Source organism: Myxococcus llanfairpwllgwyngyllgogerychwyrndrobwllllantysiliogogogochensis (genome assembly GCF_006636215.1).
Lineage (GTDB): Bacteria > Myxococcota > Myxococcia > Myxococcales > Myxococcaceae > Myxococcus > Myxococcus llanfairpwllgwyngyllgogerychwyrndrobwllllantysiliogogogochensis.
This window is the reverse complement of record NZ_VIFM01000027.1, coordinates 1-24,654: the sequence shown is the minus strand read 5'-3', so window position 1 is coordinate 24,654 and position 24,654 is coordinate 1. Positions and strand designations below refer to the sequence as shown.

Here is a 24,654-nt window from a genome sequence, read left to right as displayed (position 1 = left end):
GCGCTCGACCGACCACATGTGCCGACAAAGCCTGGACGCCCCGGGGGTCCAGGCCGAGGGCGTAGCCATCACCGGAGCAAACTTTCATGATGGACCAGGCAGGCCACATGACCCCGCGACTCATCGAGGGGGCGCGGGCCTGGCGCCTGAACGAGGACAGACCGTGGAATCCCGAGACCTCTCCGCACCCGCCTGGTCGGCGTTCAAATCCTGGCTGCTCAAGTTGCCCGGAGTCCCCATCTCCCGCCTCCGGCTCCTGACTGGGGGCTGTCCAGCGGAAGAGCTGCCCGCGCTCGCGAAGGAACTCAAGCGCGTGCGGACCGACTTCAAGAAGCGCCCCAACGAGGTCTCGGCCCCCGCGGATGAGGGACTCCGGAAGGACTACGCGGCGCTGGGTGTGCCCTGGTCCGCGTGGAGCGAGGTGGCGAGCGAGGTCCAGCGCGACCTGAAGCGCAAACGGTACGCGCGCTGGACGGGGGTGGATGCGCTCGAGTTCCCCGAGGGGCCTTGCACCGCGGACCTGGTGACCGTCGTGTTGTTCGGAGGCGTGGAGCAGGCACGACCCCATCTCATGCGCCGCGCTTCGCTCGCCGCGGGCTCGCTGGAGGCGCTGTGGTGCCAGTGGCTCGCGGGTGAGCCGCTCGAATCCGAGACGCTGCGCGCGTTCGCGGGTGCGCCGGAGCAACTCGCCGAACCCCTCTACACCCCAGGCATCGAAGAAGTGCTGCCGCTGTTCTTCGTCGAGCCGGACACCGCACGCGCCGAGCGGGCGCTGGAGGTCGCCTCGGCGAAGTTGGGCTCGTCCCGGGCGCAACCGTTGATGGACTTCCTGCGCTCCCTGCTCGGGCTGTGGCGTCAGGACACTTCGGTGGAGGAGGTGAGGGCGCGCTTCGATACGAGTGTCGCGACCCTCTCACCCTCCGAGGTCGCCCAGCTGAGTGCGCCCGCCTATCTGTATGGCCGATACATCGAGGCACTCCCTCCGCACGTGCTGCTGGAGCGGGTGGGCTCGCGTCTGGAGCGCATCGCCGTGCCTGCCCGGGTCGCGGATGTCCAGCCCGTCATGGAGGCCCTCGCCGCGCTCGAGGAGTTGACGGCCCTGGGCCTGGGCCTCCGCGTGGAGCAGCGGCCCGGGAATGTTCTGCTCTCCGCGCAGGAGCCGGAGGCTGGGGGAGGGGACGAGTTCCTGTAGCGCTGGTGTATGGGCGGTGTGCGTCATCCAGACGGATGACGCCAGGGCGCGCCTGAGCAAGCCGCTCGATTATCTCATTCCACACAGACGCCATACACATGGCGAGTTAAGCTCGAAATCAGTCTATTCCGGCTTTTGATGCGATAGACTTCAGGGCATGAGAGAACCTTCCAGCACACGAGCGGCGGCTTGGAGTCTGGCCATCATGGGGGTGTTCATCGGCGCCTGCGGGAACGCGCCCCAGGCCGAGCGCGATGAAGCGCAGCCCGCGCCTTCCTCGATGCCGGCGTCCATGCTCTCGGTGGTCCCGCTCTTCGACTCCAGCACCCCGCTGGAGCCCGCGGTCGTGGTGGATACGCCGACGGCGCTCATCACCCGCCTCGCGGACCGGTCGCGTGATCGCCACGCCCGTGAATCCCAGTTCCAAAGCTACGAGCACTACCTGCCGCTGTACTTCGAATACCGCACCCACGGCATTGAGATCATCGACAGGGTCGCCAAGGGTGGCGGCGACATCACCGTCAACATCACCACGCTCTGGCCCTTGGACACGCCGGACTTCCGCGCGTTCTACCAGGGGCAGGCGGTGCTCTCTCAGTATTGGTTCAACGTGGACATGACGCAGGTGGATCCACTGCACTACACGGCCACCATCAATTACAATGCGAAGGAGAACCGGCGGATCCAGATGGGCGACCGCATGGAGATTGAAATCAGCCCGTTCCTGCTCCCTCCCGTCGTGGGACGCGCCAACTATTACGGGACGGCGTTCCTCTACATCGTGGGCCAGGGTGGCATGGTGCCCTGGGAAGGAAGGGGCTCGAACCTGGACTCGTTTCCCCTGCCGGAGACCGCCTGGCTGGGAGGGCGCACGACGCTTGGCTACAGCTACTCGAACGAGCCGGCGCACCTGTTCAAGCAGATGGCGACGAACACGGCGCCGGGGAACGCTCAGCCATTCGTCGAGGGGCGGCGCCTGCATCACACCGACTTCAGCGATGGCTCCCACTCGGAGGCTGGCAACCCAAGCCTCACCGCGCAGCAGAACAAGCTCGGGCCCTCCTATATCGGTCGCAGCTGCGTGGCCTGTCACACCAACAATGGCCGCGGGCTTCCTCCCGACCCGGCGACGTCCCTGTATACCTTGCGCTTCTATGTGAATGACGCGCCCTGGGCGGACCTTCACTACAAGCTCAACGGAGGCGCCCAGCAGAGCTTCCGGATGGCGCATGACAGCTCCAACGCGAACACCCATCTCCTCAAGAACATCCCGGCGGGCACGGCCGTCCAGTACCACTTCACCATCGGCAACACCTCGGGGGGGCTGAGCACGACGTCCCCGGTGAGCTTCACGGTGAACGGCGGTGGCGCCAGTGGAGGGAATCCTGGCCACGTCGTCCTCGCGCCTCCTCTCCTCTATACCGTCAGGGTGGGCGCGGTCGGCACCACCGTGACGGCGCATCCTGGACTGGGGTGGGTCCTTCAACCGCAGAGCACCAGCGGGAGCCCCGAGGGCAACGTGAGCATCTCGGGCTGGACGGTAACGAACGGCACGTTCGGTGATGGCACGGGCTATCAGTTGCGGCGCCCCCTCTACAGCTTCACGGGGCCCGTTCCCACGCACCATTCGGCCCGAATCACTCCGCCCTTGATCGGGCTGGGACTGCTGGAGGCGCTCGATGAGAACATGATTGCCAGCCTCGCCGATCCCAACGACGCCAATGCCGACGGCATCTCGGGTCGCATGCAGACCGTGGTTGATCCACAGACGGGCCAGGCGCGCATGGGGCGCTTCGGTTGGAAGGCGGGCAAGGCGCGGCTCAGGCATCAGATCGCGAGCGCGCTCAATGTCGATATGGGGGTCACCACCTCTGTCTTCCCTGTTCCGGATTGCGGCTCGGGACAGACCTGTGCCGGAGCAAGCACCGAGTTGGCTGACGCGGACCTGGATAGGATGGTTCGCTACGTCGCCCTGCTCGGGGTCCCCGCGCGCCGCAATCTCAATGACGCTCAGGCGCTTCAGGGGGAAGGCCTCTTCGGCAGCATGGGCTGTGCCCGGTGCCACGTCGCGACGTTGGCGACCAGCCCGTATCACCCCCACACCGAGCTGCGCAGCCAGGTGATTCGTCCCTACACCGACATGCTGTTGCATGACATGGGACCGGGGCTGGCGGACAACCTCCCCGAGGAGGGGGCCACGGGAGCGGAGTGGCGCACGCCACCGCTTTGGGGCATTGGCTTGACGGCTGGCGTCAGCGGCGGGGAGGCCTATCTGCATGACGGCCGTGCGCGCAGCCTCTCCGAGGCCATCCTGTGGCACGGTGGAGAAGCTGAGTCCTCCAAGGAGGCCTTCCGCACCCTGGGCGGCTCCCAGAGGGCGGCCCTGCTCAAGTTCATCCAGTCACTCTGACGGGAGTGATATGGGTGAGGGCAAGGAGCAGGACATGACCATCACCATCACCGCCTTTGAGCGCTCACCTGATCGCGGCAACGGGCTGGCGCGGGACATGCGGGTGCGCTGGGCGCTGGAGGAAGTGGGCCAGTCCTACGACGTCCGTCTGCTGTCGTTCGAGGCGATGAAGGAGCCCGCGCACAAGGCGCTGCATCCGTTCGGTCAGATTCCGACCTATGAGGAGGGGAGTCTCGCTTTGTTCGAGTCCGGCGCGATTGTCTTCCACATCGCGGAGCGCCATGCCGGCCTGCTGCCGGAAGACGCGAATGGCCGCGCGGGCGTGATTGCGTGGATGTTCGCGGCGCTCAATACGGTTGAGCCGCCCATCTTCGACCGCAGTCTGGTGATGATTCTCGAGCGCGACCAGCCCTGGTACGAGCATCGCCTGCGCGCGCTGGACACCCTCATCCGGAAACGGCTGGACGACCTCTCCGCGTTTCTCGGCGACGCGGACTGGCTCGGAGGCGCCTTCAGCGCGGCCGATATCCTCATGGTGACGGTCCTGCGCAGACTGCAGACGTCGGGCATTCTCGAGGCGTATCCGAGCCTCGCCGCCTATATCGCCCGCGCCGAAGCGCGGCCCGCCTACCAGCGTGCGTTCGCCGCGCAACGAGCGGTGTTCAACGCCGCCCCGCCGACCGCGTGACGGCACGCTGGCTCGCCCCGGGGAGGGCTGCCGTGCCAGTCGAAGCGCGTCGGTGAACCCGGGCCTGGGGCCGTTGACGGGACGGTTCTGGTCGTCCTCCGGCTCCTGCGCCCACTCCTTTTGCGTCTTGAATAATCCCTCGCCCTTGTCGTCCAGGACGGCGCGCAAGTCGATGTAGCCGTACTTGCCCTCTTGCTTGAGCTTCTCCATCGCGGTGACCACCTGGTCGCCCGCGACGCCGTGGCTCAACCTCAGCGACACGAACCGCTGCGTTCCGGACTTCGCGCGAAGGCAGCGCGAGGACTACAGTCACAGACCGCCCATGCTTTCATTCCTCCTGCCACTCCTTGTCGCCGTCGCGCCCGCGACCTCCCCGGAGATTTCGTCGGCGAACCTCAAGAAGACCCCCGCCTTCCAGGACTGGCGCGGCGGACGATTCCTCCTCGATGAGCGCTGGGTCGAACTCCCGGAGGCCGGACTTCGCGTGGGCTACTTCGTTGTCCCCAGTCCACGGACTCGCGAGTCCTCGGATAATCCTCCGTTCCATGATGCCTTCTTCGTGGTGGACTCACGCACGGGGCAGCCCGTTGCCCCGGCCCTGGTACGAACGAGTCTGCCGCTCAATGGCTGTCCGACGATGGGCAAGGTCGCGCGGCTCATCCCCGAGCCCGAGAGCGAGACCTCCGCCGCGGTCCGTTTTGGCAATGACGCTCAGCGGTGTCTGGTCCGGTTCCGGCGCACGAAGGAGGCATGGGTCGTCTCCCTCTTCCCGGATGAAGCACGCTCCCCCGTGGAGACCTTTCCAGAGGCAGCGGTCGCCCTGGAGAAGGTGCTGGGTCCCAGGGACGGAGGGGCTCGCAATCTCAGTTGGTCCTATCTGCCCAACTCCCGCTGGCTGCTCGCTGCGTCCGAGGGGGAGTGCGCCCTGTGGGTCATCGACAGCCTCACCCTCAAGTTGAACACCACCGCCAGTGAGGCGATGACCCGGGAGATCTGCGAGTGTCTCAAGGAGACCGTCTCCTTCGGCGACCTGTATGGCCAACTGCCCCAGACGGTGTACTCCATGAGCTGGACGGGTGGGGGCACCGCGCTTCCTACCTGTGATTGCACGTTCGCGCAGACGGGCGAAGCCAGCGTCACGTGCAAGGAATACATGGGGCGCGAATACTCCCTTCCGGAGTTCGAGGAGATGGCGGAGGACGGAAGGCTGACGAAGAAGATGGAGGACGCGAACCGGATGGAGTTGGAAGACTCCCGTCGCACCCACCAGGGCCTGCTCGCCGCGAACGAGGAGGCACTCAGTCAGTGGAAAACGGGGCACCAGAAGGAGGCGCTCGCAGCGTGGACCACGCTGTACCGGACATGGCTCGAGAGCGGCCGGCTCGTCATTGAGGGCACCCTGGACGCGATCACCGTGGAGGACACCAGCCTGAGGAAGCAGATGAACCAGCAGTTGAATGCGACCATCGACCTCCGGGCGGAGATCCTCAACAACCTCGGCTTCGCGCTGTGGTCCCAGAAGGAGTGGTCCCAGGCCGAGGCCGTCCTCGACGAATGCCTGGCGCTGCTCACCGAGACGGGCCGCGAGCGCAATGTGCTCCACCTGAATCGGGGAGATCTGTTTCGGGACATGGGGAAGGGACCCGAGGCCATCAAGGCCTATCGGTCCTTCCTGCAGCGCAAGGGCACCGCGGCTCAACGCAAGCACGCGGAGCGAGAATTGCGGAAGCTGGAGCCGGGTTCGAAATGACAGTCTGAAGGGCCTCGCTCACGCGCCTTGACGCACAGCCGACCGTGGCCTTGGCGCGTGAACGATGCAGCGAAGCTGGGGGCCGCACACGTGGCCCCTCGGGTCTGTCAGGGCGAGAGGAACGGCAGCAGCTCTCCAGCCTTCTGCCACATCACCGCGGGATAGGCCTGCGCCGAGCTGAAGCCCTTGTTCGTGAAGAGGTACTCGTAGGTGGACTGGTACGACGCCTTCCAGCCGTAGCCGGAGTGGTCGGTTTCGCTCCACTCCGCCTGCGGGATGCCCATCGCCTGGAGCGCCGTGCCGAGCCACTGGTTGTAGAGAAGGCCCGACCACAGGAAGCTGCCCTCGCTGCCCGTGCTCGAGTCGCCGCTCACCTTGCGCGTGATGTTCCGGTAGTCGCAGTAGTTGCCCGTCTTGAGGGCGCCCCCCGCGCTCCCGGCCGTCACCACCGGGACGGAGAAGGAGAAGTGGGGCGTGTTGCCGTTCTCCTGTCCCCACGCGAGCAGCGAATCATCCAGCAGGGTCCCGCCCGCGCCGTTCGAGAACCGCTCGAAGCGGGAGACGAGGTCGAGGAACACTTGCGAGAAGAAGACCTGGTTGAACTGGACCACCAGGTCCTGGTTCGCCCCGGGCACGGTCGAGGGATGAACGACGTTGTTGTGCCAGTCCTCGCCCTGGGGCGCGCGGGGGGTGAAGGTCAGGTTCTGGTTGTGCTCGTCGATGCTGATGGTGGCGACGCGACAGACGCCGCAGTTCATCGCCACGGCGAGCACCTCGTTGATGAGCCGGAAGTACTCGACGTTCTTCGCGGGGTCTCCCGCGAAGGAGCTGGAGTTTCGCAGCGACAGGTTGTCGGTGGTGGGACGGGCCGGCACCTGGCAGCCGGTGCTGGTGGTCTCCAGCCGGCGCTGCAGCTCCGCGACCGCGTCGATGTGCTGGTCCAGTCGCCCCTTGTCCTCGGCCGAGAGCCGACTGTTGCCGTTGCGCAGCCGCCGGTAGCTTTCGAGGACCTTGTCCACCACGGGAGTCCGGGCGGTGCCGGGGCTGCTGCTGCCGGCCAGCAAGGTGTCGAAGAGGGCGAGCGAACTCTCGGTGCCGCCGATGGCGCTGGAGGCGACTCCGGAGGAGCGAACACCTGGGGTGTTGTATCCCCAGCTGCCGGTCGAGGTGCTTGCGCCGGCGATGGCGACGCTTCGCTTCCGGACGGAGGCGACGCTCGGGTAGAAGGCCGGTGAATAGGCCATCACCTGGTCGATGGTCGCTCGAGGTGAGCCGGGCCTCTGCTTGTCGAAGTCGTAGTAGCCCAGCGGGGCGCCGAAGTTGTGACCCATGTACAGGGGGAAATCGAGTCCCCGCAGGATGTTCATCTTCGAGATGAGCGTGGGCGTGAGCACGGACGACTTCGCGGTCAGCACCCGGCTGATGACCGCATCACCGTTCGCCTGGGCCGTCGCGGCCAGGTCTCCCCGCCGCACGTCGTGGTCCGCGTAGAACAGGGACTGCGTCAGCGCCGGGTCCCCCGGCCACATGCTCGCGCCAAAGATGGCGCCGTGGGGGGTGCGGAAATGCACGAAGGACTTCGGGCGCCAGGCGGCCTGGGCCTTCGCTTCGCGGGGGCTCAAGAGCGATGGGAGCAGCGGCAAAGCCAGCACGGCTCCGCCCGCGCCGCGCAGGAACATGCGGCGGTCCCAACGGAAGACAGGTGTGTTGCTCATTGGAAGCTCCTCTGCTTGAACGTGGGATGCTGGACGACGGTCTTCAGCAGGTCGGCCATCGGTGCGCCGCTGCGCGCGACCGTCTCCATCTCCGAAAGAAGGCACCCATCGCGGGAAGTGGACTCCACGCGAGCGTGCGCGAAGCGGAAGTAGTGTTGCGCGACGCAGGACTCGAAGAGCTGGCTGTCGTCAATCATCCGCGACAGCTCCGAGGCGCTGGAGATGACGCGTTGCTCGGAGTCGTAGAGCAACACGTCCGCCGAGGTGTCCACGGAGGGCGTTGCCGTCTCGTGGCCCTGCGGGTTGAACAGCCGCTCCACGTCGCGCTCCCGTCCGAGCGCGTCGAACCCTTCCAGCACGAAGCCCGGTGGATTGATGGTGTTGTTATGACATCCCCCACAACTGCCTCCGGAGGTGAGCTGGCTCACCACCTGTCGCGTCGTCATGCGCTCCGTCGGCGCGGGCGGCCTGGTGCTGGCATTGGGCGGAGGGGCCCCGACTTGCTGGCAGAGCAGGGCGTTTCGCACCAGGTAGCCCCTGTGGATGGGACGCGTCGACGGGGTCCCCGTGGCCAGCAACGCCGCGCGGGTCAGCAGTCCGCCGCGGTTCTGGGACGGCATGACCGGCGCCGGACCGGAGCCACTCCAGACGGGGACACCGTAGATGCCGGCCAGGAAGGGGTCCGCCGTGTAGGACCTCTTGTCATGGAGGAAGTCGCTCACCGTGCCACCGGACACGACGGTGTTCCAGGCGGAGAGTTGGACGTCCTCGAACATCGCGGTGCGCGTGGCGTCCAAGGGCATCTGCGCTCCGACGAAGGACCGGTAGACCGGGTCGTTGCGGAGCGCCTCCAGCGACGGCAGCTCCTCGAGCCGCAGCCACTCGCTGACGAACTCGTCCAGGGAGCCTCGCAGTTGGGGGCTCTTCATCATCCGGTCGAGCTGGGCGCTGAAGCCGGTCTCGGTCAGGAGCGAGCCATCGGTCGCCGCGGCCCAGAGCGCGTCGTCCGGAGGCGCCTGCCAGAGCTGGTAGGACAGCTTCGCGGCCAGCTCGAACGCGGAGAGGGGGCTCACCGGCTGGCCGGCGGCGGTGCCGTGCTCGACGCGGTAGAGGAACCAGGGCGAGTTCAGGACGGTGGTGATGACATCCGCCACCGCCGCCCTGTTCACCGGCGTGGCCCCGGCGATGTCCGCGAAGGCGGTGACCTCCGCCGTCGGCAGCGGGTAGCGCAGGACGCGGGAGCCCCATCCCCGGATGAAGGTCTCCAGGCAGGCCCGGTCGTTGGCGGTCTGGCTGTCGCTCGCGCAGCTTCCCAGGAGCGCGTTGCGGCGCGCGTCGGTGCTGGTGAGTTCCTGGGCCACGGCGTTGCCCAGGTCATACATGACGTCAATCTGGGTCTGCTGGATGGACTGGTCCAGCCGGCTGAAGCCACCCTTCAAGTCACCAGGCGCGGGAGTGCGCTGGTCCGTGGGGTAGCGGGCAAGGAGGGGGGCGAGGTTCTCCCAGACGGCGTCGGCCTCGTTCGGCAGCGCACGGGCAATAGAGAAGCGAAGCGAGTTCATCACCTGCGTCCGGGACAGCCGTGGAAACGGAAGGTCCGAGGGGACGGCGCTCGCGTCACAGGAGAACTTCGCTGGCGCCGGACGGACGGAATCGGACGTGGCCGGCGGAGGCGGATCCGGTTCGTTTCCGCCGGGGTGATGGGTGTGCTGGGCGGAGCCCTCACAGGCGACCACGCCAGCGCAAAGAAGCAGGATGCCCACGGAGCGAGGAAGCGTCATGTCCCTGGCTACGCGCGGGGCCGAAAATACTTTCCTGCCCGGTGGGCCACCGGCGACGGTACTCTCGCCATCACCGCATGCTTGCTCTGTTCTGCGCGTTCTCCCTCGTCGCCCTGACCCAGTCCCCGGTGGTGTCGGTGTCGTTCGACCTGCGCGCGCTTCCTGAGCAGGACTATCGGCGGTGGGACGCGGTGGAGTTGGAGCGCAAGGTGGCCCTGCGGCTGATTCAGGAGGGCTTCGCGGTCGTCTCCCCACAGAGTCCGGCCCAGCTTCGACTGCGTGCGAGCCGCACTCCCGAAGGGCTGTTGCTCGAGGCCGTCGGGCCGCGGCAACGGGTGGAACAGGGCGTCCGAGTGGGACGGGGTTCCATCGCGGAGCTTCATCTGGAGGTCGCACAGAAGCTCTCCGAGATGACGCGGGCGGTGCAGCCCGAGCCGGAGCCGCCCGAGCCGGAGCCGCCTCTGCCCGAGTTCGTGCTCCAGCCTCCCGTGGAGGTGGCTGCCGCCCCAGCGCGCCCCGAGCTGGACCTGGGCCTGGGGCTGGGGACGCTCTGGCACGGACCTGGAGTCGATCCACACCTCCTGCTCTCCGTCAGGCGGGGCCTGGGGGCCTTCGGCCTGGAGGCGGAGGCGGGGCTCGGGGTGTCCCGCGATGCGGCGCTGACCGTGTTCGAGGCGCAAGGTGGCGCCTTCTTCAGTTATCGGCTCCCCGTGGCGGAGCGCCTGCAGCTCGAACCGGGTGTGGGCGCGGGCCTCGTCCTCCACACCTTCCGACTCGAGGACGCCTGGGCGTCGGGCCGGACCGGTACCCAGGTGTCTCCCGCGGGCTGGGCCCGGATGAAGCTCCGGTGGCGGTTCACCGAGCGTCTCGCGGCGGAGTTGCGCGTGGCCCTGGGGGTGCTGCGGCCCGTGACGCATGTGCGCGAGGGCGAGACACTGTGGTCTCGGGGAGGGGTGAGGCTCGAAACCGGCGCCCAGCTTTCTTGGGGGCAGTAGCCTCCGAGGAAAGTTTCTCCCGCTTCATTCGTAGGTTCGCAGGTGATGGATGTCGCGTGCTCCGCACTCAAAGGCCCCGCTCGCCCTGCCTGCCCGGCCTGTGTCATTCGACACGCTCTACGAGGAGCACGCCGAGGACGTCTACGTCTGGGCCATGCGGTATGCGGCGGGTCGGTCGGGCTGGGCTGAAGACGTCGCACATGACGTCTTCCTCAAGGCGTGGGAGCACCAGGCCTGGCTGCGCGAGGAGGATGTGAGGGGCTGGCTTTTTCGAGTCACGCAGAACGTGGCGTTCTCCGCCCTGCGGCGCGAGAAGACGTTCCGACAGCGCATCGCCGAACTCTTGTTTCCTGTGCACCCCGCGGAGACGGAGTCCACGCCGGAGGCGGCCCTCGTGCGGCGCGAGGCGTTGCGCAGCGCCACGGCGACGTTGGACCGCTTGCCGGGGCAGGAGCGGGTGGTGATGACCTTGAAGCTTCTGGACGACCTGAGCCAGCGCGAGATTGCCCAGCTCCTCTCGCTGTCAGAAGGCTACGTGTCGAAGTTGATCAGCCGCGCCCAGGGCCGTCTGACGGCCTGGGGATGGAAGGTGGATGATGGCTCCCCGTGACTTCCGTGCAGAGCTCCGGCGTGAAGACCCGCTCCGCCGCGAGCAAGGGATGCCACCCGCCGTCCGGGCTCGACTGTGGTCGCGGTTGCGGAACTCACGCGCGCCGAAGCCCGCATGGCACAGGCGTCCCGTGTACTGGGGACTCGTCGCGTCGGCGGTGGCGCTGGCCTTCGTGGTGTTCTTCATGCGGGCTCCCTCCTCGCGCTCTCTCGGGGGACTCGAGGTCGCGCGGGCCAGTGTGGACCTCATGGCGCGGGAAGATGCCGCGGGTGTGGTGATTCAAGGAGGCGAGGCCGCCCTGATGGACGTGGCCCGAGGCATCACCCTCCGGAACCAGGGGCCGCTCGTCGTTCGTCGTGAACCCTCCGGCGTGCGACTGGTCCACGGTCGCGCGGAGTTCTCGGTGAATCACCGCCAGCCAGGCGCGCCCCCCGCCGTCGTGCTCGTGTCGGGCGGCGCCATCGAGGTGATGGGCACGCGCTTCACGGTGGAGGAGCGGGGAGGGGAAGGCACCGTCACCCTGCACGAAGGTGCCATTGCCTTTCGTGGGCTCAATGGCGGCGTGGTTCCAGTGGAGGTGGGGCAGACGTTGGCGTGGCCGGTGGCCGTGCCCTCCGAGCCAGCCCTTTCCGAGCCTGCGCCTCCCGAGTCGGGAAGGCCCGCACCGCTGGCGGCGCCCAGTCCGAAGCTTGCTCCCACGCGCGTTCCCTCCACTCCGGTTCGTACTCCGAGCGCGGAGGACGTCTTGCGAGAGCTGGAGGTCCTTCGCGGTCGGCACGAGTTCGAGCAAGCGGCGAGGTACCTTGAGGAGGCGATGCGCAAGCAGCCGGTGGCGACGCGGGAGCGCCTGAGCTTCGAGCTGGGCTCGTTGCTGACGTACCAGCTCAAGGACGCGCGGCGTGCCTGCTCCCACTGGGCCCGGCACGAACAGCAGTTCCAGCGCGGGCACTACGCGGAGGCGGTCCAGCGTGCCCGTGGGACGCTGGCCTGCGAGGGCCGAGACCGCGAGAGCGCGCGATGAAACGGGGAGGCTGGAGCCTGCTGTGGCTGGCAGCGGCGCTGACCGCGTGCGAGCCCGCCATCATCGACCATTCGGCGACGTCCAATCTGCTCGATGCCGAGTCGGCTTCCCTGGAGACGGGGCCTGGCGCCTGGATTGCGTGGTACGGCGTCACCGCTTCGAGAGCGTCCACCGACGCGAGAGAAGGTGAAGCAGTCCTTCGAGTGGAGGTGACCGAGCCGTATGGCTGGGGCGTGCACCTCGACAACTGGCCCGGGTTCGCCGCATCCCCGGGGGTGCACCGCGCTTCGTTCTGGGTGCGCGGGATGTCGGAGCGCTCCCCGGTCGCCGAGATGCGGGTCAGCTGGCGCGATGCAAGCGGCCGGGAGCTGCAGTCGGACCTGCTCTCCAGCCCGGTGCTTTCCTCCAAGTGGGTCCGGACCGCGCGCGAGCTGACGGCTCCAGCGGGAACGGAACGGATGTCCGTGGCAGTGACTGGCGCCGAGGGCGTCCTTGGCGAGGTCATCGAGCTGGATGTGCTGGTCGTTCAGGCATTGAGCGCACCTTGAGCAGTTCCTGAGCTTCCACTCTCAAGGTTGCGCGGTGCCCTCGGTGCTTCCGGCTCCGTTTTGCCAGCCCAGGCAGAGCGATGACATGCGCGACTCACTCAATTGCATTGACGCGTTGCCCATGGCGGCCTTGGCGCACCCCATGACGCGGCGACCAGGTTTGGGGTAGGCGCACCGCCCTCGGCCCCTGATAGGGCTGAGGACGGTGGTCCCACAAACAGGTGGAAGCCCGGGCTTCAACGTCGACGATGTCCACGCGATTGATTCTGACTTCGCCCGAACTCAGGGATGCGGACGGTCCTCCCTGAATGTCAGGGGAGCCCAGGGGGCGGGTAGTTGAGGCAGCCCCTGTTCAGCTCGCAATAGTCAAAGGGCCCATACCCAATGCAGCATTCCTCGGGCTCTGTTCCACACCCGACTCCGCACCTTGGGCGGCAGTCCGCATTGCGGCTTCCATTCTTGACATAGACACATGTGCCGCCGGTGCCATTGCAAAGCGAATAGGGCGCGGCCCCTACAACGCAGGCATAGATTGCATCCTCTCTGGACTCGAGCTCGGTCGATGAGTCGACTTCCTCCTCCGTGCCACAGCCCACCAGCAGGATTGCCGCAAGCATGCCCTTGAGAATACTCGACATGATTCCTCCCATGAGTCGCCGCTACTGGGACGCGGCCCCTGTGGCTGATGCGTCCCGCCTCGCGCCTCTGGTGTTGGAATCGAAGCCGACCTGCTGCCCTGCGCTTATGCCAATCCTACGCGCCTGCGTCCTCGGCAGGCAAAGGAGCGCACTGAAGTCCATCTCCGGGCATTCAACGCGGCAGGGCTCGCCGTTGGCACTGCTAGTTTCGCGCAGGGACGGCTGCTTTCGTGCTGTTCGGCTCTGTGTGCGCAGAGAACCTGAGAGAGACGGCCCTACGGAGGCTGCTGTCTCCATGCGCGCCATGCAGTGCTTGCTGGCGCGCAGAGCCTGGTGCGGCGAGTGCGAAGGGGCATCTCCCATACGTTGGGTCAGCCAGTCAGCGTCCCTCGTTCCGCTCCCCGCCTGCTGGTGGTCTCACAACAGGCGGGGTGTCGCTCAGAAGATGCCCTGTCCCGGCGTGAGGATGCGGTCCGGGTCGTAGCGCCCCTTCGCGTGCTCGAACCGCTCCCAGGCGGGGTGGAAGTGGCGGCGCCAGTCGCCGGAACTCATAGGCACGGCATCCACGGGATAGATCTTCCCGCCGATGGCCGTGAGCCGGTCGAAGATGGCGCGGTTCTTCCGCACGAGGGAGGCGACGTTCTCCGGCGTCGGTGGAATGGCGGTGCGCAGCAGCGAGAAGAGGAAGACGTGTCTGTCGTTGGGCGTGCGCAGGAAGGGCGCGGTCAGCTCCGAGGCGCGGAAGGGGTAGAGCAGGATGGGCCCCTGTCCCATGTCGGCCTCGGTGGTCTGTGAGAGGACCTCCTGGACGAAGGCCTCGGCGGACCGGGCGGGGACGAACATGTCCAGCCACGGATGGGGGAAACCCCAGACGCCGAGTTGCTTGAGCAGCTCGACCAACGGCGCGAGCCGGTTGGCGAAGTCGAAGTAGCTGCCGTCGCTCACCTGGAGCGTTCCCGGCTGGAAGCCCAGGCCCGCGAGCAGTCTCGCATCGTTCGGCTCCGAGCCCGGGGTGAAGTACTTCACCACCTCGAGCTGATACGCCCGGCCCCCGTTGGAGGTGACGGCGGAGCCCTCGACGTAGTCGAAGCGACCGTCCTCGATGAGCCGCCGCTGGTCCTCCATGAAGCGGTGGAGGTCGGTGTACAGAGCGGTGTACGTCCGGGCGCGGGGCGGCACTTCGACGAGCCGCACCTTCGCGCGCACGATGATGCCGAACTGGCCCAGTCCCGAGCGCACGGCGTCGAACAGGGGCCGCTCACGCCAGCGCGAGCACCGCACGAGCTCCCCCCGTCCCGTGACGACGTCCATTTCCAGGACGTTGTCCACCTGGAGGCCCCAGCGAAACGCCTGTCCGCCGATGCCCCCCGCCGACAGCGTCCCACCGATGCTCAGCTCGATGTAGTCGGTCAGCACCGGCGGACTCTTGCCGCACGGAAGCGAGGCCTGGAGCAACTCGTGCCACCGGACGCCCGCATCCACCCAGGCGCTGTCCTCGTCAATCTCGTGGATGGTCGACAGCGTGGACATGTCGATGACGATGCCCGCCGCCACCTGGGACTGGCCGAAGGTGCTGTGGCTCTCACCGAGGCCCCGAGCGGCGGCTATTTTCAGGCCCTGGCGCCGCGCGAAGCGGACCATGGCCACGATGTCCTTCACCGAGCCCGGAACGAGCACCGCCCACGGCGTGCGGTGGAGGATGTGGCCGAAGTCCTCCGAGGCCGCGGTCCGCGACGCCGTGTCCATCAGCAATTCGCCATCGAGTGGCGGCAGCGGGGCCGAGCCCGCCTCCAGCGTGGAGGCCCAGCTTCGGCTCAGGGGATTGAATGCCACGGCCACCAACGCACCTTGGAGCAACGTCCTCCGGGAGACGGTTCGACTCGACATTCACTCCTCCTTCTTCGTCGGAGACTTCTAGCCCGAGGCCGCTCCCCCCAACAATTGCCCTCTCCTCGGGCGCGAACGCATGGTGTGCAACGCACCCGTTCCGAGCACGGAACGAATGGGAACCGCTCCGCGCCACGGCACACCCGAAATCGCGAGCCCAGAGCGCCCACGGCTCACGCGGCGGACGTACTCCGGCGGTAGCGTCCCGGGCTCATCCCCGTCCATCGCTGGAAGGCGCGTCGCAGGGCTCGTGCATCCGAATAGCCCACGCGCTCCGCGATACCCGCGACGTTGAGCGAGTCGTCGGCAAGCAGGCGGCGGGCCTTCTCCAGGCGGACGTCCTCGGTCACTTCGCGGAATGTCCGCCCCGCTGCCTTGAGTCGGCGCTGGAGACCGCGCGGGCTCATTCCCAGGCGCGCGCACACGCGGGCGAGCGACGGCTCTCCTCGCTCCACTTCCTCTTCCACCTGGGCATGGAGCCGCTCACGCCAGCCCACGGGGGGCGTCGCCTCGCGTGCCAGCAGGTCCACGTGGCGAAGGAGCAGGGCGTGCAATCCGCCATCCGCCTGGCGCAGGGGAAGGGAGAGCATGTCCCGGGGCAGCGTGAGCGTGCAGGACTCCTGACGGAAGGCCAGTCGCGTCGTACCGAAGGCCTCGGCGAGGACGTTCCGCCCACGCGGGGCCGCCTGGGTGAAGCCCACCTGGAAGGGAATCAACGGCTGGCCGGTGGCCTCGCGCGCGAAGGTCAGGAGCCGCGCGAGCGTGAACTCCGCCTCCTGCCGTCCAGGCCCGGCGGGGTGGTTCGGGCAGTGGTAGCGCAGCGTCGCGCGGCTCTCAGACAACGTGAGGCTGAGTTCGGCGCCATCATGCAGCAACCGCAAGTGACGGCTTGCGAGGTGGAGCCCCGCCCCCAGGGTTGCGGCGGTCCGGCACAGATAGTCGAAGAGGTCGAACTGGCCGGGCTCGAAGGTCGTGGCCAGATGGAGCCCGAAGTGCGGGTCGCCGACAGCCGCGGCGGCATTCTCCCAGAGCAGGTCGCCACGAGGCAGGGCGATTCGCGTGTGCGCGTCCGTCAACCGTGTCCGGTCCACTCCGGCACGGCGAGCCAGGGCGTCGGCGTTCACGCCCTTCGCCGCGACCGTGTCCAGGATGAGCCGGGGCAATCTCGTGGAGATACTGGGGGTGGCCATGGTGATGCCCTCGTCTTCCGGACGCTACGCACAACACGGAGCCGGCTCAAGCGAGCGAGGTGGCGCAAGAGGTCCCCTCTTCGTCGCCAGCGGTCCCTTCCGAGCCACGGGGCCCGGCGCTACTCACTGGCCATGCGAACCCCTCCGTCAGTTCCCCTCGACGCGCGGCTCCGGGCGGAGGCCCCGGGCCGATTCATCGCCCTGAGCGAGGGGCAAACACACTACCTGCTGGACGGCCCCGAAGGCGGCTCCACCGTGGTGTTGATTCCCGGTGCCACACTGCCGCTGTTCATCTGGGAGCCCCTTGTCGAGCCGCTCGTGCGCGCGGGTCACCGGGTGCTGCGCTACGACTTGTTCGGCCGAGGGTATTCGGACCGACCGAACGTGAGGTACGGCCCGGAGCTGTATGAGCGGCAGCTCACTGAGTTGCTGGCCGCGCTGGGTCTCCACGCCCCGGTGCATCTGGTGGGACTCGCCTTCGGCGGGCTGCTGGCGGTGCAGTACGTGGACCGGAATCCCGAGCGCGTCCGGAGCCTGTGCCTCATCGAGCCGGATGGCTTCGGAACGAAGCTGTCGCTTGGTGTCCGGCTCATGCACGTGCCCGTGTTGGGTGAGGCCCTCTTCGCGGTGATGGGCGAGCGGCAGTTGCGAGCACGGCTGCCGGGCTATTCACGCCGCCCCGAGCTGATTCCGGAACTCGAGGCTCGCTTCCTTCCCTCCACGCGCATCACGGGATTTGGCCACGCGCTGCTCTCGACCCTGCGACACATGGCCATCCACACCGCTGCACCTGTCTTCCACCGTGTGGCCAGGCGCCGCGTACCCACGCTGCTGCTGTGGGGCCGCGACGACCGAATCACGCCCCTCCACATCGCCGAAGAGGTCCACGCGGCCCTGCCTCACGCGGAGTTCCACATCATCGACGAAGCCGGGCACCTGCCTCACTACGAGCGTCCCGACGCCGTGGCCCCATTGCTCACGGAGTTCCTCGCGAAGCCCCACCCCGTGGCTTGAGGCCGCACGGTCGAGCTGCTCGGCCAGATTGAACCGCCAGGTGACTGTGTGGGGCCATGGCACCGCTGGCGCACGCTGGCCGAGCCCCTACCGCCTCGCGAGCCGTGCTTCGAGGCCGTCGAGACACATGCGCAGTCCCAGCTCGAACAGCTCGTCGAAGTCCAGGTCGAAGCCCGTGTGCAGGTCGGCGAGCACCTTCGCGAAATGCGGAAAGCGCCCCGACGTCGCGAGGCGGAGGAAGCTGGACTCGGTCTGCCGCATGAACTCCTCGTCGTTCATGCCTGTCTGTGCGATGGCGTCGGCCTCGGCCTCGAGGTTGACCGCGATGCCCTGCACGAACGTGTGGAGCAGTATGTGGACGCGCATCATCTCCTGCGCCGGGAGCTGCGTCTCCTGGAGCGCGCGCATCACCCAGTCCGCGAAGGCGAGCGCCCCCGGCTGTGGCTGGGGCCGCGTGAGGTTCAGTCGAGCGCGCCCACTCGCTGCGCACCGGCGGGCAGGCCGTGGACTTCCGAGGCCCCGTGCACCGGAGCGTGCTCGAGCGCATGGGGCTGTGGGAGGCGATCCACGAACGGCGGACGCGATTGGGGACGCAGGCCCTCCTCGATGCCACGGGCCGGACATTGGTGGACCTGCCCGCGCTGATGATGAGCGGCGACGTCGAGCTTCAGCGTGGAGACCTCTGCCAACTGCTCTTCGAGCGCACGCGAGAGACGGTGGAGTACCTCTTCGGGGACGCACCCACCGCGCTGCGCGAGACACCCAGCGGCGTGGAGGTGGAGTTCGAACAGCACGCCCCGCGGCGCTTCGACCTGGTGGTGGGCGCGGATGGGCTTCGCTCGAACGTGCGCTCGCTGCTCTTCGGCGCGGCCCATGACTGTCTGAGGCACCATGGTTACCGCGTCGTGGGCTGCACCCTGCCGAACGCGCTGGGGCTGAGGCAGCGCGGCGTCATCTACAGCGAGCCGGGGCGTGGCGTCAGCGTCACCAGCGCTCATGATGTGGAGCAGGTCCGCGCGCTGTTCGTCTTCACCGGTGCGCCTCTCGGCCCACACGAACGTTCCCCGGCCGCGGCGCGCGACGCGGTCTCCGCGGCCTTCGCGGGCGCGGGGTGGAAGACGCGGCAGTTGGTGGAGGGGCTTCGTGAGGCGGAGGACGTCTACTTCGACGCCGTCGGCTCCGTGCGGCTCGCGCGGTACTCACAGGGCCGCGTGGTGCTGCTCGGAGACGCGGCATGGGGTGGCACGCTTGGAGGGCAGGGCACGCCCCTCGCGATGGTGGGCGCGTATGTGCTCGCGGGAGAGCTGCTCGCGAGCCCGGAGGCGCATACCGACGCCTTCGCGCGCTTCGAGGCCCGGCTGCGGCCCTATGCGACACCGGCACAGGACGGCGCGAAGCGCGTGGGCGGTTTCTTCGCCCCCCGCACGAGGCCCGGGCTGTTCCTGCGCAACCAGTTCTACCGGATGCTCACCTCGAAGCCGCTCGAGCGCGCGTTCGAAAAGCTCGTCACCCATGCGGCCAATGCGTTCGAACTTCCCGAGTATGGCGGTGCTTTCGCCACACCCCAGGGCCAATGAGCAGAGGCGGCGCTGACGGTTGTTCTCAACGCTGACTTCTTCAACGGCTTGCTAGGGCGCGCTGCTCTCCGAGTGCGCCGCCCGGGAGTGGGCGAAGAGCGTCTTCACGAAGTCGAGGAACACCCGCACCCGGGAGGGCAAATGCCGGCCGGGCGGGTGCAGCAGGTAGATGGGGCGCTCCTCGCCGGCGTAGGTGTCGAGCACTGTGACGAGCGCGCCCGTGGCCAGCTCGCGCGTCACCATGAAGTCCATCATCCACGCGATGCCGAGCCCCATCGCCGCGGCATCGCGCAGCGTGGCTCCCTGGCTGACATGGAATGCACCGCGCGGCGCGACGCGTGTGATGCCCTCCGGGCCCTTGAAGCGCCACTCACCAACGACGCCCTGGCGCAGGAAGCCCAGGCACTGGTGATGCGACAGGTCCGAGGGCATGGCAGGTGTCCCGTGCTGCTTCAGGTAGTCAGGCGCTGCCACGGCCACCATCCGGGTCATCGCCAGGCTGCGCGCCACCAACCGCGAATCTGTCAGCGGTCCCATGCGGATGAGCACGTCGGCGCCCTCGGTGATGGGGTCCACCACCTCGTCCCGCATCGTCAGATGAAGCTCGATGCCTGGGTAGGCCTGGAGAAAGCGAGGCAGGGCCGGGGTGAGCACGAGCTGCCCGATGACCTGTGGCACCTCCACGCGCAAGCGCCCCGTGGGGCGGTTGCGGGAGCGGGCGAGCGACTCCTTGGCTTCACCCAACTCCGCCAGGATGTGCTGGCAGCGCGCGTAGAAGTCACGCCCGTCATCCGTGAGCCTGAGCGCTCGCGTCGTCCGCTGGAAGAGGCGCACCCCCAGCTCTTCCTCCAAGCGGGCGATGCGGCGGCTGACGGCGGAGGCGGTGATGTGCAGCCTGCGCGCCGCTTGCGTGAAGTTTCCGTCCTCCACGGCACGGACGAAGGCGTCGATGTTGGAGAGCGAGGGCAGTGACATTCGGGTACGGATTGATGCGTGGGCCGCATGGATGATGTGTTCGAGGCTCACTCGCACTCTACCAGCGAACACGGCACATCTCTCCGCGTGGTTCATGTGGGCCCACGGAAGCGGGCTCGTGTCGCGAGAGGGGTGCGTCATGACGGGGTTGCAGTCGATGTTCCAGGGGTGCATGGGCCGCTCGGTGAAGGCCTCGCTCGCGGTGTTGCTGCTGACGAGCGGTCACCACGCCTACGGTGGACTCCTCTACGGAACGCCATGGCGACTGCACATGGTGGGGGTCGCCGCCGTCACCACTGGAGTCCTCCTCGCCTCGCTGAGGGTGCTGCGCGCGAGTCGAGGGGGATGGCGCGGGGAGCTGGCCTTCGCCGTGCTCACGCTGACGACGCTCGCGGTGCCGGTGGGGATGATTGGCGCGTTCGAGGGGCTCTACAACCACGTGCTGAAGGATGTCCTCTACTTCGGTGGCGCGCCCACGAACCTGCTGTCTCAGCTCTTCCCACCGCCCACCTACGAGCTGCCGAACGACGTCCTCTTCGAGCTGACCGGTGTGCTCCAGCCGGTCCCAGCGGGGCTCGCGCTCCTGGCGCTCGTGCGCGCTTTCCGTGAGCGATGGACGAGCGGCCCCGGGCGGGCGAACCGCAACGTGGCGGAGGTGCGGTGACATGGCCGCGCGCAAGGGCTCCATCGTCATCGTGGGGGGCTACGGACAGGTCGGGCAGGCCGTGGCTCGCGCGTTGGCTCCGGCCTTCCCGGGACGGGTGCGAATCGCGGGACGCACCCAGGCGCGAGCTGAGTCTCTTGCCGCCACTCTGGGCCACGGCGTCCGGGGGCTTCGCTTCGACGTGGACACGGATGCACCCGAGTCGCTCCTCGCGGACGCCGCCGTGGTGGTGATGTGTGTGGATGCGAAGGACGTCCGCTTCGCCGAGCGCTGCCTCCGGGCCGGTGTGGACTATGTGGATGTGACGGCGAAGCAAGCTTCGCTGGATGCCTTCGAGGGATTCGACGCCCTGGCGCGTGCCTCGGACAGCACCGCGGTGCTCAGCGTGGGTGTGGCGCCGGGAATGACGAACCTGCTGGGGGCCTGGGTCGCGTCGGGGATGGAGTCCGTGGAGCGGTTGGACCTCTTCCTGCTGATGGGAGCGGCCGACGTGCATGGCGCGGCGGCCCTGGAGTGGACGCTGGACAACCTCGCCGTGGGCTTCGACGTCTACCGCGAGGGCCGCCTCCACCGCGTGCAGGGCTTTCGCGAGCGCGCGGAAGTCACCTTCTCCGGAGACTCACGGCCGCGTGGCGCATGGCGCTTCAACTTCCCCGACCAGCGGACCCTCGCGCGGACGCTTTCACTTCCCACTCTGTCGACATGGCTGTGCTTCGAACCTCCGCTGCTCGGTTCGCTGGTGGCGCTTGCCGTCAGGCTCGGTGCGGCGCGGTGGCTGCGCGTCCCCTGGGGGCGCCGTGCGCTCATCGGGCTGGCGAACCGCGTCCACGCTGGCTCAGACGTCTGCGGTGTCCTCGCGCGCACGGAAGGCGTGCTCGCTTCCGGCAGGCGCGGTGTGCGGGAGGCATCGTTCGAGGGAAGGCAGGAAGCCGTGCTCACCGGAGAGGTCGCGGCCGAGGTCGCCCGCGCGCTGCTCACGGGATACCGCCCCGGAGGAGCCCTCCATCTGGAGCAGTTCGCGGCGCCCGAAGTCCTGCTGCGGCGCATCGAAGCACGCGCGCCCGGTGCCCGGCTCCGGCCACCCTCCGACGTGGCGTGAACGAGACCGCGGGGCGAGTATCGAGGGTCTCCGAAGGGCGTGAAGCCCAATCCCAGCAGCCGAGTCTCGGCACAAACCGAACGAATGACGCAGCGACCGGATTTTGGGGAGGTACAGAGTTGTGCCCTCCTGATTCGAACCGGGACCCCAGCGGAGCGGGCCGGGGCCCGACTCCCTTCAGCGGAAGGTGCGCATGCTTCGGTAGAAGATCGAGTCGGCCAGGTAGAACCAGAAGAGATGGACGCGGCCGTCCTTGCGACCTAGCGCGGCCATGATGCCGACGTGGTGCGTGGGTTCGACCTCCTGCAACTGCTCCTCCTCCCAGCCGGCTTCGTGCCGGAAGCGGCGTGCGTAGACGGCGGCGCGCTGCCAGTCGAAGCTTCCCCCTCTACTCCAGTAGGGCCCGTACTTCTCGTGCTCGTAGAAGACCCAGCCCTCGCCCTCGGCGGTCGTCACCAGCTCGATGGAGTTGCCACTCAATGACGTCCCGGCCGGCAGGGGTACGCTGTGCGGCTCCCAGCGCTGGCCGGCCGCGCGGGTGCTGGCCACGACGTTATTGGCGGTGATTCCGAGCACGGTCTCCACCTCGCCGCCCAGCGCGACGTGCAGTCGTGTGAGGCTCACGGGCGCGACGAGCTCCGGCTCCGTCCAGTCGTCGTTTCTCTCGTCGAAGCGTCGCAGCCACGTGCCCTGCGCGTCGCTCCAGGTGGCCCAGGCACGCCCGTCCGGCGCGCCACCCAGGAGGAAGGTGCCCTCCGGCAGCGGCTCCGGCGCGGGGCCCCAAGTCCCATCCGCGCCCAGCAGGTGCGTTGTCGTGACGACGGGGCCGTCCCTCGCCTCGGGGCGCTGCCAGGAGAGCAGCGCGCGCCCATCCGCGAGCAACACCAGGGAGCGCGCGTAAGGCGTGTAGAGCGGGCCGATGAGCGCGGGAGCACCTGGCGATTCTCCCCGGGGCACGCGGGCACATAGCAGCTGGCGCTCCGGTGCTGGGGAGCTCCAGCAGGCCACGGCGTTGCCCTGTGGGTCCAGGGCCGCCCGCGCTTCGCCCCCTGACGCGCCCTCCGCCGTCAGTTGCACGGGCTCGGACCACGTTTGCAGCAGGGAGTCGAAGCGGGCGAGGCGCACCGGGCCCAGGGACTCTCCCTCCTGCCAGACCACCGCGGCGTCCCCGCGGGCATTCGTCACGAGAGAGGAGGTGTCGTAGCGCCGGGCCTGGAGGGTGAGCACGTGCGGGCTGCTCCACGCCGCTCCCTCCTCGTCGCTCGCGCGCTGGTGGACGCGCAGCTCCACTCGCCCGCCGCTGCCCACCGTCACGTAGGTCGTGGTGAGGGCGAAGATTTCGCCCTGCTCCCCTGTCGCGAAGCTGCTCGTGTTGTTGAAAGCAAGTCCCGCTCGTGGCCGCCATGCGGGTCCCGCCTCCACGCGCTGAAAGGATTGCCCCGCGGCGGCGCACGCCGAGGTGTTGCCCGCCGCGTCCGTGGCAGTGACTCCGAAGGCCGTGGTGCCCAGGGGCAGCACCCCCGAGTACGCGGTGAACCAGTGCGGCGCGCTGAGCGACGAGGAGTTCGGCGGCGACAGCGTGCCCGTCCCCACGCTCTGGCCGGTGCAGTCGGGAGCCAGGTACAGATGCACGGTGGCCTCGGGCTCGGTGGTGCCATACACGTTCACTCCTTGCGCGCCGAGCGCGGGCGAGAGCCCCGCGTGCCGTACTTGCGAGGGCGGTGCGGGCTTCTGGGTGTCGTAGACGTAGATGCGCGAGCCCTGGGCGTAGGTCTCGTTGCCCGCGGCGTCGACACTCTGCGCATGGATGAAGTGGGTGCCCTCGCCGACCTCGAGCTGTGCGCGCAGATTTCCGTTCGCGTCCACCACGGTCCGCACGGGCGCGATACCCCCGTGCAGCCACACCGTTGTTCCCGGCGGACCCCGGCCCACGACCACGGGTGTCCGGGTGTGATTGTTGGGTGAGAGGGGTTCGGTGTTGATGAGCCACACCGCTGGGGGAGGGATGTCGTCGTGCTCGAAGCTGCCCAGCAACATGCACTCCGAGCGGTTGCCCGCGGCATCCACCGCTCGCGCCCAGCGCCGCGAGACCAGGTTCGCCTCGACCTGTAGAGGGAAGGACCACGTGCCGGCGCTGCCGCCGGTCAGCCGAGGTGGCACCGGCTCGGCGCAACTGGCCTCACCAAACATCTCCACGAGCGAGCCGGGCTCCGCCGTGCCCTCCCACTGCGTCGCGCGATTGCGCGAGGGTGAGGCCGGCGTGAGGGCGGTGAGTTGTGGGGCGACCGGGGGGATATCGTCGTGGCGGTAGGCGAGTGCGCTGCCCGTGCACGCCGAGGCATTTCCGGCGGCGTCGAAGGCACGCGCCGAGAACGCCACCTCGGCGTTCGGTGCCAGATTCGTCCAGATGGCGAAGCGCCCCGCCGTATCCACACGCTGCTCGAATGCGGACGCCAGGGTACAGGCGGCGTCCGTGAACAGCCGCACCAGGCTGCCGGGCTCGGCCGAGCCGCTGAAGGTGGGCGTGGCGACCGGCGAGGGCGAGGCCGGCATCACCCCCTCCCACACGGGCACGGCGGGCGCCACGCCGTCGTGCTCGATGGCGAGCCCCCGCGCGGAGCACAGCGAGGCATTCCCAGCCGCGTCGGTCGCTGTCGCCCAGAAGGTGCGCGTCGCGTTCTCCGCGAGCCCCACGTCCACGCGCACGCCCCCCGCGCTGTCCGCCACCGCCTGCGCCACCTGCGCGACACCGCAGCCGGGCTGCGAGTACACGCGCACCGTGGCGAGCGGCTCGCTGCTGCCCGCGAGCGTCACCTGCAACTGGTTCGTCGGGGTGCCGGACAGCGCGCTGTCCAGGCTGGGGGCTTCGGGCGCCTGCGTGTCCGGCGGGGGCGGGAGAG

At 68.3% G+C, this 24,654-nt stretch carries 19 protein-coding genes; 12 read left to right on the top strand and 7 right to left on the bottom strand.

The features are described from left to right. Positions 1-163 precede the first annotated feature (163 nt). From FJV41_RS09375 to FJV41_RS09360, 4 genes are all read left to right on the top strand, one after another. Complete coding sequence (locus FJV41_RS09375) at positions 164-1,192, top strand: hypothetical protein (protein ID WP_141642091.1); 1,029 nt, start codon at positions 164-166, stop codon at positions 1,190-1,192. A 205-nt stretch (positions 1,193-1,397) separates the two neighbouring features. Then, positions 1,398-3,602, top strand: a complete 2,205-nt coding sequence (locus FJV41_RS09370) for a di-heme oxidoredictase family protein (protein ID WP_181790515.1) — start codon at positions 1,398-1,400, stop codon at positions 3,600-3,602. 34 nt (positions 3,603-3,636) lie between these two features. Then, positions 3,637-4,290 carry a glutathione S-transferase family protein gene (locus tag FJV41_RS09365; protein WP_141642089.1) on the top strand — a complete coding sequence of 218 codons (654 nt, stop codon included), beginning with the start codon at positions 3,637-3,639 and terminating at the stop codon, positions 4,288-4,290. Positions 4,291-4,474: 184 nt separating this feature from the next. Next, positions 4,475-6,040 carry a tetratricopeptide repeat protein gene (locus FJV41_RS09360; RefSeq protein WP_246137106.1) on the top strand — a complete coding sequence of 522 codons (1,566 nt, stop codon included), beginning with the start codon at positions 4,475-4,477 and terminating at the stop codon, positions 6,038-6,040. 107 nt (positions 6,041-6,147) lie between these two features. Here the strand turns inward: FJV41_RS09360 and FJV41_RS09355 are convergent, their stop codons facing one another. Next, positions 6,148-7,755, bottom strand: a complete 1,608-nt coding sequence (locus FJV41_RS09355; RefSeq protein WP_141642088.1) for a DUF1552 domain-containing protein — start codon at positions 7,753-7,755, stop codon at positions 6,148-6,150. Then, positions 7,752-9,536 carry a DUF1588 domain-containing protein gene (locus tag FJV41_RS09350; RefSeq protein WP_141642087.1) on the bottom strand — a complete coding sequence of 595 codons (1,785 nt, stop codon included), beginning with the start codon at positions 9,534-9,536 and terminating at the stop codon, positions 7,752-7,754. The genes FJV41_RS09355 and FJV41_RS09350 overlap by 4 nt, the downstream gene beginning before the upstream one ends. Positions 9,537-9,613: 77 nt before the next feature. Here FJV41_RS09350 and FJV41_RS09345 point away from each other — a divergent pair, with 77 nt between their 5' ends. The 4 genes from FJV41_RS09345 (at position 9,614) to FJV41_RS09330 (ending at position 12,710) form a co-directional block, all read left to right on the top strand. Continuing rightward, on the top strand, positions 9,614-10,531 hold the full coding sequence (locus tag FJV41_RS09345; protein ID WP_141642086.1) for a hypothetical protein: 918 nt from the start codon (positions 9,614-9,616) through the stop codon (positions 10,529-10,531). A 49-nt stretch (positions 10,532-10,580) separates the two neighbouring features. Then, a complete protein-coding gene (locus tag FJV41_RS09340) occupies positions 10,581-11,141 on the top strand; it encodes an RNA polymerase sigma factor (protein ID WP_141642085.1) in 561 nt (186 codons plus the stop codon). A 130-nt stretch (positions 11,142-11,271) separates the two neighbouring features. Further along, positions 11,272-12,162: a FecR domain-containing protein gene (locus FJV41_RS09335; protein WP_246137105.1), complete on the top strand. Its 891-nt coding sequence runs from the start codon at positions 11,272-11,274 to the stop codon at positions 12,160-12,162. After that, complete coding sequence (locus tag FJV41_RS09330; RefSeq protein ID WP_141642084.1) at positions 12,159-12,710, top strand: hypothetical protein; 552 nt, start codon at positions 12,159-12,161, stop codon at positions 12,708-12,710. The genes FJV41_RS09335 and FJV41_RS09330 overlap by 4 nt, the downstream gene beginning before the upstream one ends. A 1,076-nt stretch (positions 12,711-13,786) precedes the next feature. Here FJV41_RS09330 and FJV41_RS09325 read toward each other — a convergent pair. Together FJV41_RS09325 and FJV41_RS09320 are read right to left on the bottom strand one after the other, a co-directional pair. Further along, complete coding sequence (locus FJV41_RS09325) at positions 13,787-15,235, bottom strand: FAD-binding protein (RefSeq protein WP_141642083.1); 1,449 nt, start codon at positions 15,233-15,235, stop codon at positions 13,787-13,789. Between the two features lie 173 nt (positions 15,236-15,408). Then, positions 15,409-16,425, bottom strand: a complete 1,017-nt coding sequence (locus FJV41_RS09320) for an AraC family transcriptional regulator (protein ID WP_141642082.1) — start codon at positions 16,423-16,425, stop codon at positions 15,409-15,411. Positions 16,426-16,557: 132 nt separating this feature from the next. Between FJV41_RS09320 and FJV41_RS09315 the strand changes: the two genes are divergently transcribed. Next, positions 16,558-17,439, top strand: coding sequence for an alpha/beta fold hydrolase (locus FJV41_RS09315; protein WP_141642081.1), 882 nt, complete (start codon positions 16,558-16,560; stop codon positions 17,437-17,439). An 87-nt stretch (positions 17,440-17,526) separates the two neighbouring features. Here FJV41_RS09315 and FJV41_RS09310 read toward each other — a convergent pair whose 3' ends face one another. Next, entirely contained in the window at positions 17,527-17,850 is a 324-nt protein-coding gene (locus FJV41_RS09310) for a TetR/AcrR family transcriptional regulator C-terminal domain-containing protein (RefSeq protein WP_246137104.1), read from the bottom strand. 92 nt (positions 17,851-17,942) lie between these two features. Between FJV41_RS09310 and FJV41_RS09305 the strand changes: the two genes are divergently transcribed. Beyond that, entirely contained in the window at positions 17,943-19,016 is a 1,074-nt protein-coding gene (locus FJV41_RS09305) for an FAD-dependent monooxygenase (protein ID WP_246137103.1), read from the top strand. Between the two features lie 51 nt (positions 19,017-19,067). On the opposite strand, the gene FJV41_RS09300 is transcribed toward FJV41_RS09305, so the two are convergent. After that, entirely contained in the window at positions 19,068-19,991 is a 924-nt protein-coding gene (locus FJV41_RS09300) for a LysR family transcriptional regulator (protein ID WP_141642079.1), read from the bottom strand. Positions 19,992-20,130: 139 nt separating this feature from the next. On the opposite strand from FJV41_RS09300, the gene FJV41_RS09295 reads away from it, so the two are divergent. Together FJV41_RS09295 and FJV41_RS09290 are read left to right on the top strand one after the other, a co-directional pair. After that, the gene (locus tag FJV41_RS09295; protein WP_141642078.1) at positions 20,131-20,655 is read left to right on the top strand and encodes a hypothetical protein; all 525 of its coding nucleotides are present in this window, start codon (positions 20,131-20,133) and stop codon (positions 20,653-20,655) included. Position 20,656: 1 nt separating this feature from the next. Further along, the gene (locus tag FJV41_RS09290) at positions 20,657-21,754 is read left to right on the top strand and encodes a saccharopine dehydrogenase family protein (protein WP_141642077.1); all 1,098 of its coding nucleotides are present in this window, start codon (positions 20,657-20,659) and stop codon (positions 21,752-21,754) included. Positions 21,755-21,931: 177 nt separating this feature from the next. Here the strand turns inward: FJV41_RS09290 and FJV41_RS52135 are convergent. Then, on the bottom strand, positions 21,932-24,654 hold a 2,723-nt coding region (locus FJV41_RS52135), incomplete at its 5' end, for an Ig-like domain-containing protein (protein WP_181790513.1).